This is a genomic window from Micromonospora sp. WMMC241 (assembly GCF_027460165.1).
GTDB lineage: Bacteria > Actinomycetota > Actinomycetes > Mycobacteriales > Micromonosporaceae > Micromonospora > Micromonospora humi.
The window spans coordinates 1076251-1093455 of sequence record NZ_JAPZBF010000001.1 but is presented as its reverse complement, the minus strand read 5'-3'; the positions used below and the strand labels follow the sequence as shown (position 1 = coordinate 1093455).

The window sequence follows — 17205 nt, the reverse complement described above, 5'->3', positions numbered from 1 at the left end:
ACGCCCTGGTGAACGGGGCCCGGAGCAGCGGATTCGCCGCCCGCCCATGGAATGGCACCATTGCGTGTTCCATGAACACAGCGAGCCGCGTCACCGTGCCTTTGCGATCCTGGTCACTGCGAGATACGCGCGGAGCGGACCGGTCGGTTCAGCCACGGGGAAGGATTACCCTCCGCCTGGTTGAACAATCCGCGCGGGGAGAGCCGTCCCCTCCCGCCACGTGATACGCGTCGCACCCGCCGGGCGGATGCACCGGCGGGTGTAACGCGCGGAACTCAGGAGGCGAGCAGGGCCAGGGCGCCGCGTACCTGGTCGGCGGAGCGGGCCAGCGCGGCCCGGGCGGCGGGCACCTCGGCGCCGGAGACCAGCGCGACGAGGGCGGTCTTGAGGTCGCCGTCGGCCTGCTGGAGGGCGACCCGGCAGACCTCCTCGGCGCACCCGGTGGCCTCCATCAGGATCGAGATCATCCGGCCGCGCAGCTTCGCGTTGGTGGCCACCATGTCGATCATGAGGTTCGAGTAGACCCGGCCGAGGCGCACCATCACGGCCGTGGAGAACGTGTTGAGCACCAGCTTCTGCGCGGTGCCGGCCTTCATCCGGGTCGACCCGGTCACCACCTCGGGTCCGGTGTCCACCCCGATGAACACGTCGACCGATCCGGCGGCCTCGGCCTCCGGATTGGCGCAGAGCAGCACCGTCCCGGCCCCCCGCGCCCGGGACGCGCCGAGCGCCCCGAGGACGTACGGGGTGCGCCCGCTGGCCGCCAGGCCGACCACCAGGTCGCCGGGACGCACGCACTCGGTGGCCTCGGCGGCGCCGCCGCGCTCGTCGTCCTCGGCGTCCTCGACGGCCCGCCACATGGCCTCCGGGCCGCCCGCCAGGTGTGCGCAGAACCAGTGCCGCGGTGAGTTGAACGTGGGGGCCAGCTCGGCGGCGTCCAGCACGCCGAGGCGGCCGGACGTGCCGGCGCCGAAGTAGTGCACCCGACGCCCGCCGCGCAGCGCGGCCACGGCCAGGTCGACGGTCTCGGCGATCTCGTCGAGCACGCCGGCCACCGCCGCCGGCACCCGCCGGTCGGCCTCGTTGATGACGGTGAGCACGTCCCGGGTCGACATCAGGTCGAGGTCGACGCTCTGCGGGTTGCGTCGCTCGGTCGGCGCGCCGACGCGTACCACCGGACGCACCGCGGCGACCTCGTCGCGCTCCACCCGGCCCGCCGTCATGCCCGCCTCCGGCCGGGGCCGACCCGGCGCGACCGGACCGCCTCGGCGGTGGCCTCCAGGGCCTTCTTCGTCCTGGCCCGGCTGCGGGCGGCCACCCCGACGAAGAGGCAGTCGACCACGGTGAGCTGGGCCAGCCGGCTCGCCGTGGCGCCGGACCGGTAGGTCGTCTCGCGGGCCGCGGTGGTGAGCACGTGGTCGGCGACCTCGGTGATCGGCGAGCGGGGGAAGTTGGTCAGCGCCACCGTGGTGGCCCCGCGCGCCCGGGCCTGCTCCAGGACCTCGATGACGTCGGAGGTGGTGCCGGTGTGCGAGATGCCGACCGCGACGTCGCCCCGGCCCAGGAGCGCGGCCGAGGTGAGGGCGGTGTGCACGTCCGGGAAGTAGAACGCGATGCGGCCGATGCGGTGCAGCTTCTGTTGGAAGTCGGAGGCGACGAAGCCGCTCGCGCCGGCCCCGTAGACGTCGATCCGGCCGGCCGCGCCGATCGCCTCGACCACCTGCTCGCAGACCGCCGGGTCGAGTTGCTCGGCGGTCTCCTCGACCGCCCGCGCGTCGTTGAACGCGATGGTGGCGATGATCTGGGCCAGGTCGGCGCCGGGCGGGATGTCGCCACCGACCACCCGGGCGTCCGGCGGCTCGACCCGGCGGGCGGCCTCGGCGGCGAGCCGGATGCGCAGCTGGGGATAACCGTCCATGCCGACCGAGCGGCAGAACCGGATCACTGTCGCCTCGGATGTCTCCGCGGCGGTGGCGAGGTCGGTGATGGTGCGCCGGGCCGCGTCCGCCGGATCGGCGACGACCAGCCGGGCCACCCGCTGCTCGGCCGGGGACAGCGAAGGCAGGAGCCCGCTGATGTGGACGATCAGTCCACCGGGCTCGTGACTCGCAGAAATCTTCGGACTCTTCGCCACGGATGAAACTTACTTTCAGAGGGCGTGAGCGTCAACCATGACGCCGCGTATCGGGAAATTTACCGCCTTCCGCGCCCGGTCCCCGTGCCCAGGGTCCCATCACCGCAGCCCGGCCGCCTCCTCCGGTCCGGTCGATTCGCACCCGCCGGAGGTTCGTCCGATCGACGGTCGCGCGTCGGGGGACGCGCTGTCCACGACACCCACGCACGCGACGGCCTGGTCGGGCTCGACGCCGGGCGGCCCGCCGACCCGCCGCGGCCGGTCGACGGCGTCACGGAAAGTGATCAGGGGGGTGATTGCGCAGAGTCACCGCAGGGCCCGGGACGGCGGAATGCCCCTCGCCGCCTTTGCTCTGCAGCCGCATACGCACCAGCGTGTCCACCTGGGCATGCGAGCAGCGGTCCGGCAGGGATGCCGGACCGCTGCGGTCACTCGCGGTTACTGCTGCGGGGATGGCTGCAGAGCAAAGGCGGCCACAGCCATCGGGCGGCCGACCCCCTCGCGTTGCTGTCCGTGACCGGCGGGTGAGCCGCCTGCGGCGCCGGGCGGGCCGTCGGCGGTGGTGGTGGTCGGGCCGGGCGAGGCGGTGCTCGCCGACAGTCGAGGTGATGCTCGCCCGCCGGCCCGGGCGGCGCCGACGGGCCACCGGAGCGGGGCGGGCGGCGTGACCGGCCCTCGCCGTCGCGGCGGCTACCGTGTGGCCATGGCGGATCGCACGGTGCTGGTCACCGGAGGCACGGGTGGGCTGGGCGGCGCGGTCACCGCCGCGTTCCTGCGGGACGGCTGGCGGGTGGTCGTACCCCGCCGGGAGGACGGGACGGCGGCGCCCGAGCCGTCCGGTCCGGTCCCGGTGGTGGCGGACCTGCTCACCCCCGAGGGGGCGGCGCGGGCGGTGGCGGAGGCCACCGCCGCGGCCGCGGCGCCGCTGCGCGCGGTGGTCAACCTCGTCGGTGGATACGCCAGCGGCGGCCTGGTGCACGAGACCCCGGTCGAGGAGTTCGAGCGCCTGCTGCGGCTCAACCTGCGCCCGACCTACCTGGTCACCCACGCGGCGCTGCCGCACCTGGTCGCGGCCGGCGGCGGCGCGGTGGTCTGCGTCTCGGCGCGCGCGGCGGTGGCGCCCTTCCCCGGCGCGGCCGGCTACGTGACCGCCAAGGCCGCCGTGCAGGCGTTCGCCAACGCGGTCGCGGTGGAGTACCGGCAGCGTGGCGTGCGGTGCAACACGGTGCTGCCGAGCGTCGTCGACACCCCGGCCAACCGGGCCGCCCAGCCCGAGGCCGACCACCGGCGGTGGGTGCCGCCGGCCGAGATCGCCTCGGTGATCCGCTTCCTGGCCGGCGACGAGTCCGCGCCGACCAGCGGCGCGAGCGTCCCGGTCTACGGGCGGGCCTGAGCCGGAACCGGGCCGTCCCGGCCGCCCCCGGACGGGCCCGGGGTGCCGTCCGGCGACGGGCCGGCCAGCGTGGCCGGGTCGTCGGGCAACCACTCGCTCAGGTGCGCCCGGATCCGCCGGGAGACCTCCTCCGGCGGGCCGCTGCCGTCCACCACCACGAAGCCGGCGTACTCCGGCAGCGACCGGTACGCGGCGTCGGCGGCGGTGAGCCACCGCATGCTCTCGTGGTCGGTGCCGCGACGCTCGATCCGCCGGTACGCCTCGGCCGGGTCGACGGTCAGCAGGAAGGTGACCCGGGGCGGCGGGAAGACCCGGTAGCCGGCCCGGGCCAGCCGCTCCCACCGCTGGCCGCCGTGCGCCCGGATACTGGCGTACTGGCAGGCGGACCAGCGGTCCATCACCGCGGTGCGACCGGTGAGCAGGCAGCTGAGCAGCGCGAGCGCGATGGCCAGCCAGCGCAGCACGCTTTCGACAGCGAGCAGGCCGTCGCGCCCGACGAGGCGTTGCGCGTCGGGTCGGCCGACCCGTTGGGCGAGCCGGCCGAGCCAGCGACGGCCGCCGGCGTTGCGGTGGTAGGTGGCCGGGTGGCCGGCGGCGGTGAGCGCCTCGGCGAGCAGGTGGGCCTGGGTGGTCTTGCCCGAGCCGTCGATGCCGATCAGGGCGACGGTGCGCAGTGAGGCGGCCACCTCCCCGAGGATATCCGACCCGTGCTCGCGGCTACCGTTTTGTCGCGTTCCTCCCCAGGTGGATGCGGAAGGTGTGACCGGAGCGTCCGCCGGGTACGCCACTCAATCTCACCGCCCACGACGACGACGGGAGACCCAGATGGCCGAGCGCGGGGACGAGACCCTGGTGCACACGCTGAAGAAGGTCGCCGCCGTGCTCAAGCAGTCCGAGATCCCGTTCGCGCTGGGCGGCAGCTTCGCGGTGTACGCCCACGGCGGGCACTCCAGCGACCACGACGTCGACTTCCTGCTCCGCGAGTGCGACGTCGACCGGGCGCTGGAGGCGCTGGTCGAGGCCGGCTTCACCGCCGAGCGCCCGCCGGAGGACTGGCTGGTCAAGGTCTACGACGAGGACCGGATGGTGGACCTCATCCACCGGCCGATCGAGACCCCGGTGACCGAGGAGACGTTCGCCGACACGATCGTGCGGCCGGTCGACGCGATCCGCATGCCGGTGCTCTCGGCCAGCCAGCTCATGGTGCACAAGCTGCTCAGCTTCTCCCAGCACTACTGCGACTTCGCCCGCGCCCTGCCGCTCGCCCGCTCGCTGCGGGAGCAGATCGACTGGGAACGGGTACGGAAGGAAACGCAGCACTCGCCGTACGCGGAGGCGTTCCTGGTGCTGCTCGACCGGCTGGACGTGCTGCCCGACGGCGCGCCCGGCGGAAGGGAGACCCCGTGACCGGACAGCCCGGCGACGCGCCCCCCGACGAATACGTCGAGGCCGAGATCCAGAACATGCTGACCGAGGACCCGTCCGTGGCCGAACAGGGCATCACCGTGGCGCGCCACGAGCGCGGGCTGGTGCTCTCCGGTGAGGTGGAGAGCCCGCACCGGCGGGAGGAGATCCTGCGACGGGTGGCCGAGCGCTTCCCCGACACGCCGGTGACCAGCGACATCGGCGTGATCCGAACGCAGGCGCCCACCCAGGTCGAGGAGCTGCCGTGAGGGAGGTTCGATGGTGATCCGGATCGCCGCCGTCGGCGACGTGCACGTGGACGAGGACGTGGTGGGCCGGTTCCGCCCGGCGCTGGAGGAGTTGCCGGACTGCGCGGACGTGCTGCTGCTCGCCGGCGACCTGACCCGGCACGGCACCGAGGCCGAGGCGCGCTGCGTGGCGCGCGAGTTCGGTGACCTCGGGGTGCCGGTGATCACCGTGCTCGGCAACCACGACCACCAGTGCGACCAGGTGCCACAGGTGGTCAAGGTGCTCGAGGATGCCGGGATCACCGTGCTGGAGGGCACCGGCACCGTGCTGGAGTGCGCCGGCGGCCGGCTCGGCGTGGCCGGGGTGAAGGGCTTCGGCGGCGGGTTCGCCGGGCGGTGCGCCAGCGACTTCGGCGAGCCGGAGATGAAGTCGTTCGTGCGGACCACCCGGGAGAGCGCCGACGCGCTGGCGTCCGCGTTGCTCTCCCTGGACTGCGACGCGCTGGTCGCGCTCACCCACTACGCCCCCGTGCCGGACACGCTCGCCGGTGAGCCGCTGGAGATCTACCCGTTCCTCGGCTGCTACCAGCTCGGGCAGGCGATCGACTCGGCGCCCACCGCGCTGGCGTTGCACGGGCACGCCCACCACGGCACCGAGCGGGGCACCACCCCGGGCGGGGTCCGGGTACGCAACGTCGCGCATCCCGTGATCAAGCAGGCGTACAGCGTCTTCCACCTGGGAGAACAGCTCGACTGAGCGGGAGGTTTCCGGGATCGGACACCCGGGTATCCAGCCGCCATGGAGCTGATTCTCTGGATTCTCGCAGTCGTACTCGTGGTCGCCGGAATTCTCGCCCTCTTCCGCCGGCAGATCCTCTGGGGCATCGTCCTCATCGTCGTCGGCCTGCTGGTCGGCCCGGGTGGCGTCAGCATCTTCAACACGTAACCGTCCGACCGCAACACACCCCTGACCCGCCGGGGTCGTCGGGTTCGGCGCTCTGTCCTCCCAGACCGGAGCGTCCGGACCCGACGATCCCGGCGCTTTCGCGTCCGGGCGGGTTTGCCCCCGGGGCGAAACGGCAATATCTCGACCATGGAGATGTCGCAGCGTGCCGCACGGCGCACCGCCGGGGCCCGGAAGTGGTGGGCACTGGTGGGCTTCGGCGCCGCCACGTTCGCCGCCGCCGCCATCGGCGGTCTGGGTGTCCGGGGCACCTCCGCCGAGTACCAGAGCCTCGACCAGCCTTCCTGGGCGCCCCCGTCGTGGCTGTTCGGCCCGGTCTGGACCGTGCTCTACGCGCTGATCGCGATCGCCGGCTGGCTGGTCTGGCGGCGGGTCGGCTTCGGCCCCGCGCTCTGGGCCTGGTGTGCGCAGCTCGTGCTCAACGCGATCTGGACCCCGCTCTTCTTCGGCGCCGGCCGCTACGGGCTGGCGTTCGCCGAGATCGTGCTGATGTGGCTGGCGATCGGCGTGACCGTGTTCCTGTTCCGGCGGGTGTCCCGGCCGGCGACGCTGCTGATGCTGCCGTACTGGGCGTGGGTCACGTTCGCCGCCGCGCTGAACTTCGCCATCTGGCGGATGAACGCCTGACCCGATCCGGGCGCGGGGGCCGCCGCCCCCGCGCCACCGTGGTCAGCAGCGGGGCACGCCCGGGATGTACCCGTCGTAGCCGGTGTAGACGTAGGCGTCGGAGATGAACCGGCCGGAGCCGATGCGGTCCCAGATCGAGCTGGTGCCGTAGGTGCCGGTGACCGTGGTGCCGCTGGTCTGGCAGTGGATCGTCACGCCGGCCCCGTCGGCCACCGTGCCGACCGCGCTGTAGCCGGTGCCCGGGCCGGAGCGCACGGTCAGCGGCGCGCCCGCCGTGTTCACCGTGCCGGCGCCGGTGTTCGATCCGGCGCAGCCGTTGTCGCTGGTGTAGGTCTTCGTGCCCCAGTAGAGGGCCTGCGCGCCGTTAAATTTGATCTTGACAGAGCTGCCGTTCAGGCGCTGCTCGTAGTGCAGGTGCGGCCCGGTGGAGCCACCGGTGGTGCCGACGTAGCCGATCACCCGCCCGTATCCGACGGTCTGCCCGACCGACACGTTGAACGCGTTCAGGTGGGCGTAGTAGGTGGTGTATCCGCCGCCGTGGTTGACCCGCACGTACTTGCCGTAGCTGGTGTCACCGAGGTTGGTCACCACGTCGACGGTGCCGGGCGCGCTGGCCACCACCGGGTCACCCAGGTCGTCGGTGCGGTTGAAGTCGATCGCGTTGGCCGGGCTGTGGTCCGACCGGGTCTGCCCGGACCAGGACTGGTTGCACGGGAACGGGACCTTGAACGTGGGCGCGGCCATCGCCGGCGCCGCCGGAACCAGGATCGCGGCCAGGACCGCCACCCCCGTCGCGAGACTGAGCCACCGTTTGCCCATCCACTGCCTCCTATGTTGAAAGTCTTCAATGCGATACGGACAGGGTGGCAGAAAGTTCCGTCCAACGGAAGATCGGTGGGAGCGCACCCACCAGGGATGACCGAGTTTCGGGATTGTTACCGGGCCGTGTCCGCCCTAGGGGTGGACCACGCGGGATGCAAGCGCTTACATGTGGGGACGACCATCGGACCGGCGCGGGTTCGATCCCCTCACGCGCCGGCAAGGAAGGAGATCGGCATGGCGTTTGCCAGATCACGCCAGGCGCTCGCGGTCACCGGCGTGCTGGGGCTGGCGCTCGGCGTCGCCGCCTGCGGCACCGGCAACGACAAGAAGAGCGACAAGGCGGGCTCGGCCGAGTGCGCGGCATACGAGAAGTACCAGGGCAACGACGGTAAGAAGGTCTCGATCTACTCGTCGATCCGGGACATCGAGGACGAGCGCCTCCAGCAGTCCTGGAAGGAGTTCGAGGACTGCACCGGCATCGACATCGACCACGAGGGCTCCGGCGAGTTCGAGGCCCAGCTCCCCGTCCGGGTGGACGGCGGCAACGCCCCCGACATCGCCTTCATCCCGCAGCCGGGCCTGCTCAAGCGGTTCGTCGACTCGGGCAAGCTCAAGCCCGCCGGCGCCGACACCAAGGCCATGGCCGAGCAGAACTACTCCCCCGACTGGCTGAAGTACAGCACCGTCAACGGCCAGTTCTACGGCGCCCCGCTGGGCTCCAACGTGAAGTCCTTCGTGTGGTACTCGCCGAAGACCTTCAAGGAGAAGGGCTGGTCGGTCCCGACCACCTGGCAGGAGCTGATCGACCTCAGCGACAAGATCGCGGCGAGCGGCACCAAGCCGTGGTGCGCCGGCATCGAGTCCGGTGACGCCACCGGCTGGCCGGCCACCGACTGGATCGAGGACGTCCTGCTGCGCACCGGCGGGCCGGAGGTCTACGACAAGTGGACCACCCACGGCATCCCGTTCAACGACCCGCAGGTCGCCACCGCCGTCAACCAGGCCGGCACCATCCTGAAGAACGAGAAGTACGTCAACGGCGGGTTCGGCGGCGTGAAGAGCATCGCCACCACCTCGTTCCAGGAGGCCGGCGCGCCGGTCCTCAGCGGCAAGTGCGCGCTGCACCGGCAGGCGTCCTTCTACGCCAACCAGTGGGCGAAGGGCACCAAGGTGGCCGAGGACGGCGACGTCTTCGCGTTCTACTTCCCGGCCATCGACCCCTCCAAGGGCAAGCCGGTGCTGGGTGGTGGCGAGTTCGTCGCCGCCTTCGCCGACCGTCCCGAGGTCCAGGCGGTGCAGACCTACCTGGCCTCCGGCGAGTACGCCAACAGCCGGGCCAAGATCGGTGACTGGGTGTCCGCGAACAAGAAGCTGGACCTCAACAACGTCCCGAACCCGGTGGACAAGCTCTCCGTGGGCATCCTCCAGGACGAGAAGACCGTCTTCCGGTTCGACGGCTCGGACCTGATGCCGGCCGCGGTCGGCGCGGGCACGTTCTGGAAGGGCATGGTCGCCTGGATCAACGGCAAGGACACCACCACCGTCCTGAACGACATCGAGGGCAGCTGGAAGTGATCCGAGCGGGTGGTCCGGTCCGCGTCGCGGGCCGGGCCACCCGTCCGCATCCGAACCCTTGAGGGAGGGTTGATGGAGTTCGACTTCGCGGCGGAACAGCCGAAGTTCCTCATGCTGATGTACGGGCTGATCGCTTTCGTCGCGGTGGTGGGCGGGCTGCTCCTGCTCCTCGACGTGGTGCCGGCCTGGTTCGCACGGCGCCGGGAGGCGCAACTGGTCGCGGCCTCGGCGAGCGGCGCCCCGCTGCCCCGCCGGCGCAAGCAGCGCGAGGGCGGGTTCGCGTTCTTCTTCCTGCTGCCCACGCTGCTGCTGCTGACCATCGGTCTGGTGATCCCGGCCGTCCGCACCACACTGCTCTCCTTCATGGACTCGAGCAGCACCAACTGGGTGGGGCTGGACAACTACAGCTGGATGATCGACGAGGACTCGATCGTCCGGGTGCTGATCAACACCCTGATCTGGGTGCTGCTGGTGCCGCTGGTGGCCAGCGCGTTCGGCCTGATCTACGCGGTCCTGGTGGACCGGGCCCGGTTCGAGTCGGTGGCCAAGTCGCTGATCTTCCTGCCGATGGCGATCTCGTTCGTCGGCGCCGCCATCATCTGGAAGTTCATCTACGCCTACCGTGGCGACGAGCAGGACCAGATCGGCCTGCTCAACCAGATCGTGGTCACCCTGGGCGGCGAGCCGAAGCAGTGGCTGCTGGACTCGCCGCTGAACACGTTCCTGCTCATCGTGATCATGGTGTGGATCCAGGCCGGCTTCGCCATGGTGGTGCTCTCCGCGGCCATCAAGGCCATCCCGGCGGACATCATCGAGGCGGCCCGGCTGGACGGCACCACCCCGTGGCAGATGTTCTGGCGGATCACCATGCCGAGCATCCGGCCGGCGCTGATCGTGGTGGTGGTGACGATCTCCATCGCCACGCTCAAGGTCTTCGACATCGTCCGGACCGCCACCAACGGCAACTACGACACCAACGTGATCGCGACCGAGATGTACAACCAGGCGTTCCGGTACGGCGAGAACGGGCAGGGCTCGGCGCTCGCGGTCTTCCTGTTCGTCCTGGTCCTACCGCTCGTGATCTACCAGATCCGCAACCTGCGCAAGCAGCGGGAGGGCTGAGATGACCACCGCCACGCCCACCGTCGGAGCCGGCGTCCAACCCCCGGCGCCGCTCACCCGGGCCGCCCGGGTCCGCAAGCGGCTCAACAGCCGCACCGCCACGCTCGTCTCGATCGTGCTCGCGCTGCTCTGGACGATCCCGACCTTCGGGCTGTTCATCTCCTCGTTCCGGCCCGAGGACCAGATCAAGACCACCGGTTGGTGGACGTTCTTCAGCGACCCGCAGTTCACCCTGCAGAACTACCAGGACGTGCTGTTCAGCACCGGCTCGTCGGGGCAGCTCGCCAGCTACTTCATCAACTCGCTGGCGATCACCATCCCCTCGGTCCTGTTCCCCATCGCGTTCGCCTCCCTCGCCGCGTACGCGCTGGCGTGGATCAACTTCAAGGGGCGGGACTGGCTCTACATCGGGATCTTCGCGCTGCAGATCGTGCCGCTGCAGATGGCCCTCGTGCCACTGCTGCGGTTCTTCTCCACCGGCGTCACCGTCGGCGGGGTCCAGCTCCTCCCCGCGTGGGACCTGGTCGACGAGCAGAAGTTCGCCCAGGTGTGGTTCGCGCACACCTGCTTCGCGCTTCCGTTCGCCGTCTACCTGCTGCACAACTTCATCTCGCAGCTCCCCGGCGACCTGATGGAGGCGGCCCGGGTCGACGGCGCCACCCACCCGAAGATCTTCCGCACCATCGTGCTGCCGCTGATCACGCCCGCGCTGGCGGCGATCGGCATCTTCCAGTTCCTCTGGGTCTGGAACGACCTGCTGGTCGCGCTGATCTTCGCCGGAGGCGGCGACGAGACCGCCCCGCTGACGGTCCGGCTCGCCGAGCTGGCCGGCACCCGGGGCAACGAGTGGCAACGGCTCACCGCCGGCGCGTTCGTGTCGATCGTCGTACCGCTGCTGGTGTTCCTGTCCCTCCAGCGCTACTTCGTGCGGGGCCTGCTCGCCGGCAGCGTCAAGGGTTGATCCGCCGCCCCGCCGCCGCCGGGTCCGGCGGCGGCGGGGCCCGGGTCGCAGCGGGGAGCCACGATGACCAAGATTGACGACGTCGCCCGGCTGGCCGGGGTCTCCACGGCCACCGTGTCCCGCGCGCTGCGCGGCCTGCCGACCGTCTCCGCCGCCACCCGCCGCCGGGTGCTCGCCGCCGCCGAGCAGCTCCAGTACGCGGTCTCGCCCAGCGCCTCCCGGCTGGCCGGCGGGCGAACCGGCACCGTCGCGGTGGTGGTCCCCCGGATCACCAGATGGTTCTTCGGCACGGTCGTCGAGGCCGTCGAGGACTACCTCCAGCAGAACGGCTACGACCTGCTGCTCTACAACCTCGGCGGCCGGGAGCAGACCCGCCAGCGGGTGCTGCGCACCGCCGCCCTGCACAAGCGGGTCGACGCGATCATCCTGGTCGCCACCCCGCTGCGCGCCGCCGACGTGCACGCGCTCACCAAACTCGACCTGCCCGGCGTGACGATCAGCTCCGGCAGCGGCGTACCGGGCTGGCCCTGCGTCCGGATCGACGACGTCGCCGCCGCCCGCACCGCCACCCGCCACCTGCTCGATCTCGGGCACACCCGGATCGCGCACATCTCCGGTGACCCGGACGACGAGCTGGCCTTCACCACCCACCTGGACCGCCGGCGCGGCTACCAGGAGGCGCTGCGCACCGCCGGCCTCCGGCCCGACCCGAGCCTCGACGTCGAATCCCGGTTCACCATCGACGGGGGCACCCATGCCACCGCCGAGCTGCTCGCCCGGGGCGAACCGCCCACCGCCATCTTCGCCGCCTGCGACGAGATGGCGATGGGCGCGGTCACCGCGCTGCGCGACGCCGGGCTGCGGGTGCCGCAGGACGTCAGCGTCATCGGCATCGACGACCACGACCTGGCCGGCGTGCTGGGGTTGAGCACCATCGCCCAGCCCGCCGCCGACCAGGGGCGGCTCGCCGCCCGCATCCTGCTGGACCCGCTGGGCACGCGCGCCGCCGACCCGTACCCCGGGCTGGTGCCGGCGCCGCGCGACGCCGACGGCGACCGGCGGACGCCGACCTCGGTGATCCTCCCCACTCGGCTCGTCGTGCGCGAGTCGACCGCGCCACCCCGGGCACACTGAACGGACCCGTTCGTCCCGCACCAACGACAGGGAGAAGGCGCTGAACACCGACGCGACGCAGCAGAACCCGGCCACCGGCTGGTGGACCGAGGCGGTCATCTACCAGGTCTACCCGCGCTCGTTCGCCGACTCCGACGGCGACGGCATCGGCGACCTGCCGGGCATCACGGCCCGTCTCGACCACCTCGCCGAGCTGGGGGTCGACGCGGTCTGGCTGTCCCCGTTCTATCCGTCCCCGCAGGCCGACGCCGGCTACGACGTGGCCGACTACCGCGACGTCGACAGGCTCTTCGGCACGCTCGACGACGCCGACCGGCTGATCGCCGAGGCGAAGGCACGCGACCTGCGGGTGATCGTCGACCTGGTGCCCAACCACACCTCGTCCGCGCACCGCTGGTTCGCCGCGGCCGTGGCCGCCGCGCCGGGCAGCCCGGAACGGCGGCGCTACGTCATCCGCGACGGCAAGGGCCCGGACGGCGCCGAGCCGCCGAACGACTGGGAGAGCGTGTTCGGCGGCCCGGCCTGGACCCGGCTGCCCGACGGCCAGTGGTACCTGCACCTGTTCGACACCGGCCAGCCCGACCTCGACTGGGACAACCCGGAGGTCCGCGAGGAGTTCCTCGACGTGCTGCGCTTCTGGCTGGACCGGGGCGTCGACGGGTTCCGGGTGGACGTGGCGCACGGCCTGATCAAGCAGGCCGACCTGGCCGACTGGCAGGAGCCGCAGGAGATCCTCTCCGGCAGCGAGGCGGACAAGCCCCGCCCGCCGATGTGGGACCAGGACGGCGTGCACGAGATCTACCGGGAGTGGCGGCGGCTGCTCGACTCGTACGACGGGGAGCGGGTCCTGGTCGCCGAGGCGTGGGTGGAGCCGGCCGAGCGGCTGGCCCGCTACGTCCGGCCCGACGAGATGCACCAGGCGTTCAACTTCGAGTACCTGATGGCCGCCTGGACCGCCCCGGCCCAGTACGCGGTGATCACCCGCTCGCTGGAGGCCACCGACGCGGTCGGCGCGCCCACCACGTGGGTGCTGTCCAACCACGACGTGGTCCGGCATGCCTCCCGGCTCGGGCTGAGCACCGGCGGCGGACGGACCAACGGCATCGGCGTCGACGACCCGCAGCCCGACGCGGCGCTCGGCCTGCGCCGGGCCCGAGCGGCCAGCCTGCTGATGCTCGCGCTGCCCGGGTCGGCCTACCTCTACCAGGGTGAGGAGCTGGGGCTGCCGGAGCACACCACGCTGCCCGACGAGGCCCGGCAGGACCCGACCTGGGCCCGCAGCGGGCACACACAGCGCGGCCGGGACGGCTGCCGGGTGCCGATCCCGTGGGAGGCCGACGCCCCGTCGTACGGCTTCGGCCCGACCGACGCGAGCTGGCTGCCCCAGCCGCCGGTCTGGGCCGAGTACGCGCTGGACCGCCAGCGCGGGGTGCCCGGCTCGACGTACGAGCTGTACCGGACCGCGTTGCGGCTGCGCCGCGAGCACGGGCTGGCCCGGGGGCCGATGCGCTTCCTCTCCTCCGGCGACGAGGTGCTCACGTTCACCAACGGCGACCTGACCGTGCTGACCAACTTCGGCCCGGCCCCGGTGCCACTGCCCTCCGGCGCGCAGGTGCTGGCCTCCAGCGCCCCCTTGGACGGCTCCGCCGTCCCCACCGACGTCACCGTGTGGCTGGTGTAAGGAGGGGCCCCCTGTTAACGCCTCCGGTATAGGAGGGGCCCCCTCCTAACAGCCACCTGTTAAGAGGGGGCCCCTCCTTCGAGGCGGTCGGCGCGGGCGTGCAGGAGGTCGTGCACCTGCGCGATGTCCCGGGGCGAGGTGCGGGCGGCCAGCCAGTACATGATCCCGGTCGGCACGAAGAACAGCTGGAACGCGGCCAGCCCGACGGCGTAGTTCAGCGGCGGCGGGAACGCCACCCGCAGCGCGGCGAACGCCACCCCGACCAGCCCGTTGCCGGCCGCCCGTCCCACGCCGTTGACCAGGTTGCCGAGGCTGTAGACCGTGCCCCGGTGCTCGGGCGGGTTCACGTCGGCGATCAGCGCGAACCAGTTCGGCGAGTTGGCCGAGGTGAGCGCCAGCGCGACCACGGCGGTGAGCAGGCTCAGCCCGACCGTCGGCTCGGTCAGCACGCTGGACAGCACGGCCGCCACCACCGCGCCGGAGCCGGCGCCGTCGGGCACGTCGATGTGGATCGGCACGAAGAACAGGACCAGGTAGAACGGCACGGCCGCGAGGATGCCCACGGCCGCGACCAGGGCCCGGCCACTGGGCGTACGCCGTTGCAGCGCGTCGCCGACCAGCCCGCCCACGATGGACAGCACGCCGCCGAGCTGGAACAGGGTGGCGAACACGCTGCCCACCACGACGGCGGTGGCCGCCGAGTAGCCCTGCGCCTCGGCCCGCTGGCTGAACAGCACCGGCAGCCAGACCAGCGAGCCGAAGGCGGCCTGGGCGGTGAGCCCCTGCAGGATCAGCCAGCGGTTGGTCCGCCGGGCCAGGATCCGGGGCAGGTCGGCGCGGCTGATCCGGTAGTCGTACTCGCCGCCGGCGTCCAGCGCGTCGGCCAGCTCCGGCTCGCTCTGCCCGCGCGCGATGTCGTACGTGAACAGGTAGGCCACGGTGGCGGCCAGACCGACGCCGGTCAGCAGCAGGAACGGCCGCTGCCAGTCGGTCGCCCCGAGCAGGCCCCCGGCCAGCGTGCCGGCCAGCGTGCCGACACCCTGGGACAGCCCCCAGAAGCTCATCACCAGTCCGCGGCGGCGCGGCGAGATCAGGTCGGTGACCACGGAGAAGCCGACCGAGCCGACCGCGCCCAGCCCGATCGCGGCGACGAGCTGGGCGGCCAGGAACGTCGGGTACCGCTCGGCCAGCGCGCTGCCGCCGGTGCCGGCCGCCCAGATCAGCGTGCCGACCATGAGCAGCGGCTTGCGGTTGGTGCGGTCGCCGACGTACGCCCAGCCCACCGCCGCCACCGCGCTGACCAGGAAGCTGACGGCGGTGACCAGGCCGAGCAACCGCTGGGGTACGCCGAGCGCGCCGGAGATCGGCCCGTACAGCGGTGGCACCAGGCCGATCGCCACGTTGTCCAGCGAGGCGAGCACCACGAAGACGACGACGCTGTAGAACCGGTGCACCGCGTTACCGCCGCGCCGGGAGACCGTCGTGTCGCTCATGCCGGCAGCCAACCAGGCTCACCCCCGGCGCGCACCACGACCCCCCGGCGCGTCGCGTCCGGTGTTAGGCGGGGGCCCCTCTTATGCACGAGGCGTTAACAGGGGGCCCCTCCTTACCCTCGGGCGTGGGCGTAGCGCTCGCGGATGGTGGGGACGGGGGCGGCGGTGTACTCCTCGGTGTCGCCGATCGACCAGTCCGGCGGGGCGTCCCCGCCCAGCGCCACCCAGGCGGCCTGCCGGGCCGCGCCGTCCGCGACGTACTCCCCGGGTGGCGGGACCACCACCGGGCGGCCGAAGACCTGCGGGGCGATCCGCCGTACCGCGGCGGACCGGGCGCCGCCGCCGACCAGGATGATCCGGTCGGCGCGGGCGCCCTGGGCGAGCAGCGCGTCGAGGCCGTCGGCCAGCCCGCAGAGCATCCCCTCGACGGCGGCCCGGGCCAGGTGGGCCGGCGTCGAGGTGGCCAGCGTGAGGCCGTGCAGCGTGCCGGTGGCGTCCGGCCGGTTCGGCGTCCGCTCCCCCTCCAGGTAGGGCACCAGGACCAGCCCGTCCGCGCCGGGCGGGGCGGACAGGGCCAGCTCGCCGAGCGTGTCCAGGTCGACGCCGAGCAGGGTCGCGGCGGCGTCGAGCACCCGGGCCGCGTTCAGCGTGGCGACCAGCGGCAGGAACCGGCCGCCGGCGTCGGCGAAGCCGGCCACCGCGCCGGAGGCGTCCGCGGCCGGGGTGTCGGCGACCGCGAAGACGGTTCCGGAGGTGCCGATCGAGACGACCACGTCGCCCGGACCGGCGCCGACGCCGAGCGCCGCCGCCGCGTTGTCCCCGGTGCCCGGGCCGAGCAGCACCGCACCGGTCCCCGAGCCACCGGCCGGGCCGACCACGCCGAAGCCCGCGCCACCGGACGAGCCCGCACCGGTCCCCGCGCCACCGGACGAGCCCGCGCCACCGGCCGGACCGGTGGCGGCCGCCTTGCCGCCGAGCGCCGCCGGGTCGAGCCGCCCGGCCACCTCGGCCGGGCCCAGCACGGCCGGCACCCGGATCCGCCGGCCGAACGCCCGCTCCAGCAGGTCGAGCCGGTATTCACCGGTGCGCGGCGACCAGTAGCCGGTGCCGCTGGCGTCACCCCGGTCGGTGCGCAGCGCGGCCAGGCCGGGCGCGCCGGCGAGCTTCCAGGTGAGCCAGTCGTGCGGCAGGCACACCGCGGCCACCCGGTCGGCGTTCGCCGGCTCGTGTCGGGCCAGCCAGCGCAGCTTGGTGGCGGTGAAGCTGGCCACCGGCACCGCGCCGGTCGCGTCGGCCCAGAACCGGCGGCCGGTCTCCCCGCCGCCGGCCTCCTCGACCAGGTCTCGGGCCGCGTCGGCGGACCGGGTGTCGTTCCACAGCAGCGCCGGGCGGACCACCTCGCCCGCCTCGTCCAGGCAGACCATGCCGTGCTGCTGGCCGCCCACCGAGACGGCGGCCACGTCGGCCAGCCCGCCGGCCTCGGCCACGGCCGCCCGCAGGGCGTCCCACCAGGCGTACGGGTCGACCTCGGTGCCGGCCGGGTGCGGCGCGCGGCCCTGCCGGACCAGCGCGCCGGTCTCCGCGTCCCGGACGACCACCTTGCAGGACTGGGTCGACGAGTCGACCCCGGCGACGAGCGGCATGGCG

16 protein-coding genes and 1 pseudogene are annotated in these 17205 nt (G+C 72.7%); 11 read left to right on the top strand and 6 right to left on the bottom strand.

The genetic code is table 11. The features are described from left to right. Nucleotides 1-275: 275 nt before the first annotated feature. Both murQ and O7598_RS05225 read right to left on the bottom strand, forming a co-directional pair. Nucleotides 276-1223, bottom strand: coding sequence for an N-acetylmuramic acid 6-phosphate etherase (murQ, locus tag O7598_RS05230; protein WP_269690255.1), 948 nt, complete (start codon nucleotides 1221-1223; stop codon nucleotides 276-278). Then, nucleotides 1220-2134: a MurR/RpiR family transcriptional regulator gene (locus O7598_RS05225; RefSeq protein ID WP_091069367.1), complete on the bottom strand. Its 915-nt coding sequence runs from the start codon at nucleotides 2132-2134 to the stop codon at nucleotides 1220-1222. The genes murQ and O7598_RS05225 overlap by 4 nt, the downstream gene beginning before the upstream one ends. A 703-nt stretch (nucleotides 2135-2837) precedes the next feature. On the opposite strand from O7598_RS05225, the gene O7598_RS05220 reads away from it, so the two are divergent. After that, the gene (locus O7598_RS05220; protein WP_269690254.1) at nucleotides 2838-3527 is read left to right on the top strand and encodes an SDR family NAD(P)-dependent oxidoreductase; all 690 of its coding nucleotides are present in this window, start codon (nucleotides 2838-2840) and stop codon (nucleotides 3525-3527) included. Here the strand turns inward: O7598_RS05220 and O7598_RS05215 are convergent. Continuing rightward, complete coding sequence (locus O7598_RS05215) at nucleotides 3512-4213, bottom strand: dTMP kinase (RefSeq protein WP_269690253.1); 702 nt, start codon at nucleotides 4211-4213, stop codon at nucleotides 3512-3514. The two genes, O7598_RS05220 and O7598_RS05215, sit on opposite strands and share 16 nt — an antisense overlap. Between O7598_RS05215 and O7598_RS05210 the strand changes: the two genes are divergently transcribed. The 5 genes and pseudogenes from O7598_RS05210 to O7598_RS05190 all read left to right on the top strand — a co-directional run bounded on the left by O7598_RS05210 (nucleotide 4176) and on the right by O7598_RS05190 (nucleotide 6770). Continuing rightward, a complete protein-coding gene (locus O7598_RS05210) occupies nucleotides 4176-4934 on the top strand; it encodes a nucleotidyltransferase (RefSeq protein ID WP_269690252.1) in 759 nt (252 codons plus the stop codon). The two genes, O7598_RS05215 and O7598_RS05210, sit on opposite strands and share 38 nt — an antisense overlap. A gap of 56 nt (nucleotides 4935-4990) precedes the next feature. Continuing rightward, the gene (locus O7598_RS05205; RefSeq protein WP_245716536.1) at nucleotides 4991-5200 is read left to right on the top strand and encodes a hypothetical protein; all 210 of its coding nucleotides are present in this window, start codon (nucleotides 4991-4993) and stop codon (nucleotides 5198-5200) included. Nucleotides 5201-5210: 10 nt separating this feature from the next. Then, nucleotides 5211-5988 (top strand): annotated as a pseudogene (locus O7598_RS05200) (metallophosphoesterase family protein). After that, nucleotides 5979-6125 carry a GPGG-motif small membrane protein gene (locus tag O7598_RS05195; protein WP_013288160.1) on the top strand — a complete coding sequence of 49 codons (147 nt, stop codon included), beginning with the start codon at nucleotides 5979-5981 and terminating at the stop codon, nucleotides 6123-6125. Before O7598_RS05200 ends, O7598_RS05195 begins: the two are co-directional and overlap by 10 nt. Before the next feature lie 147 nt (nucleotides 6126-6272). Then, a complete protein-coding gene (locus O7598_RS05190) occupies nucleotides 6273-6770 on the top strand; it encodes a TspO/MBR family protein (RefSeq protein WP_269690250.1) in 498 nt (165 codons plus the stop codon). A 42-nt stretch (nucleotides 6771-6812) separates the two neighbouring features. Here the strand turns inward: O7598_RS05190 and O7598_RS05185 are convergent, their stop codons facing one another. Then, a complete protein-coding gene (locus tag O7598_RS05185; protein ID WP_269690249.1) occupies nucleotides 6813-7589 on the bottom strand; it encodes a peptidoglycan DD-metalloendopeptidase family protein in 777 nt (258 codons plus the stop codon). 237 nt (nucleotides 7590-7826) lie between these two features. On the opposite strand from O7598_RS05185, the gene O7598_RS05180 reads away from it, so the two are divergent. The 5 genes from O7598_RS05180 to O7598_RS05160 all read left to right on the top strand — a co-directional run bounded on the left by O7598_RS05180 (nucleotide 7827) and on the right by O7598_RS05160 (nucleotide 14065). After that, complete coding sequence (locus O7598_RS05180) at nucleotides 7827-9167, top strand: ABC transporter substrate-binding protein (RefSeq protein WP_269690248.1); 1341 nt, start codon at nucleotides 7827-7829, stop codon at nucleotides 9165-9167. 72 nt (nucleotides 9168-9239) lie between these two features. Beyond that, nucleotides 9240-10289: a carbohydrate ABC transporter permease gene (locus O7598_RS05175; RefSeq protein WP_269690247.1), complete on the top strand. Its 1050-nt coding sequence runs from the start codon at nucleotides 9240-9242 to the stop codon at nucleotides 10287-10289. A gap of 1 nt (nucleotide 10290) precedes the next feature. Next, on the top strand, nucleotides 10291-11250 hold the full coding sequence (locus tag O7598_RS05170) for a carbohydrate ABC transporter permease (protein ID WP_269690246.1): 960 nt from the start codon (nucleotides 10291-10293) through the stop codon (nucleotides 11248-11250). A 63-nt stretch (nucleotides 11251-11313) separates the two neighbouring features. After that, nucleotides 11314-12384: a LacI family DNA-binding transcriptional regulator gene (locus O7598_RS05165; protein ID WP_269690245.1), complete on the top strand. Its 1071-nt coding sequence runs from the start codon at nucleotides 11314-11316 to the stop codon at nucleotides 12382-12384. Between the two features lie 40 nt (nucleotides 12385-12424). Beyond that, nucleotides 12425-14065, top strand: coding sequence for a glycoside hydrolase family 13 protein (locus tag O7598_RS05160; protein WP_269694754.1), 1641 nt, complete (start codon nucleotides 12425-12427; stop codon nucleotides 14063-14065). Nucleotides 14066-14124: 59 nt separating this feature from the next. Here the strand turns inward: O7598_RS05160 and O7598_RS05155 are convergent, their stop codons facing one another. Both O7598_RS05155 and O7598_RS05150 read right to left on the bottom strand, forming a co-directional pair. Next, entirely contained in the window at nucleotides 14125-15558 is a 1434-nt protein-coding gene (locus tag O7598_RS05155) for an MFS transporter (protein WP_269690244.1), read from the bottom strand. Between the two features lie 113 nt (nucleotides 15559-15671). After that, nucleotides 15672-17201: a xylulokinase gene (locus tag O7598_RS05150; protein ID WP_269690243.1), complete on the bottom strand. Its 1530-nt coding sequence runs from the start codon at nucleotides 17199-17201 to the stop codon at nucleotides 15672-15674. Nucleotides 17202-17205 lie beyond the last annotated feature (4 nt).

Excerpts from the sequence above, each read along its gene's own strand:
- murQ (WP_269690255.1), bottom strand. The coding sequence starts at position 1,223 with ATGACGGCGGGCCGGGTGGAGCGCGACGAGGTCGCCGCGGTGCGTCCG.
- O7598_RS05220 (WP_269690254.1), top strand. The coding sequence starts at position 2,838 with ATGGCGGATCGCACGGTGCTGGTCACCGGAGGCACGGGTGGGCTGGGC.
- O7598_RS05210 (WP_269690252.1), top strand. The coding sequence starts at position 4,176 with ATGCCGATCAGGGCGACGGTGCGCAGTGAGGCGGCCACCTCCCCGAGG.
- O7598_RS05205 (WP_245716536.1), top strand. The coding sequence starts at position 4,991 with ATGCTGACCGAGGACCCGTCCGTGGCCGAACAGGGCATCACCGTGGCG.
- O7598_RS05195 (WP_013288160.1), top strand. The coding sequence starts at position 5,979 with ATGGAGCTGATTCTCTGGATTCTCGCAGTCGTACTCGTGGTCGCCGGA.
- O7598_RS05190 (WP_269690250.1), top strand. The coding sequence starts at position 6,273 with ATGGAGATGTCGCAGCGTGCCGCACGGCGCACCGCCGGGGCCCGGAAG.
- O7598_RS05185 (WP_269690249.1), bottom strand. The coding sequence starts at position 7,589 with ATGGGCAAACGGTGGCTCAGTCTCGCGACGGGGGTGGCGGTCCTGGCC.
- O7598_RS05180 (WP_269690248.1), top strand. The coding sequence starts at position 7,827 with ATGGCGTTTGCCAGATCACGCCAGGCGCTCGCGGTCACCGGCGTGCTG.
- O7598_RS05175 (WP_269690247.1), top strand. The coding sequence starts at position 9,240 with ATGGAGTTCGACTTCGCGGCGGAACAGCCGAAGTTCCTCATGCTGATG.
- O7598_RS05170 (WP_269690246.1), top strand. The coding sequence starts at position 10,291 with ATGACCACCGCCACGCCCACCGTCGGAGCCGGCGTCCAACCCCCGGCG.
- O7598_RS05165 (WP_269690245.1), top strand. The coding sequence starts at position 11,314 with ATGACCAAGATTGACGACGTCGCCCGGCTGGCCGGGGTCTCCACGGCC.
- O7598_RS05155 (WP_269690244.1), bottom strand. The coding sequence starts at position 15,558 with ATGAGCGACACGACGGTCTCCCGGCGCGGCGGTAACGCGGTGCACCGG.
- O7598_RS05150 (WP_269690243.1), bottom strand. The coding sequence starts at position 17,201 with ATGCCGCTCGTCGCCGGGGTCGACTCGTCGACCCAGTCCTGCAAGGTG.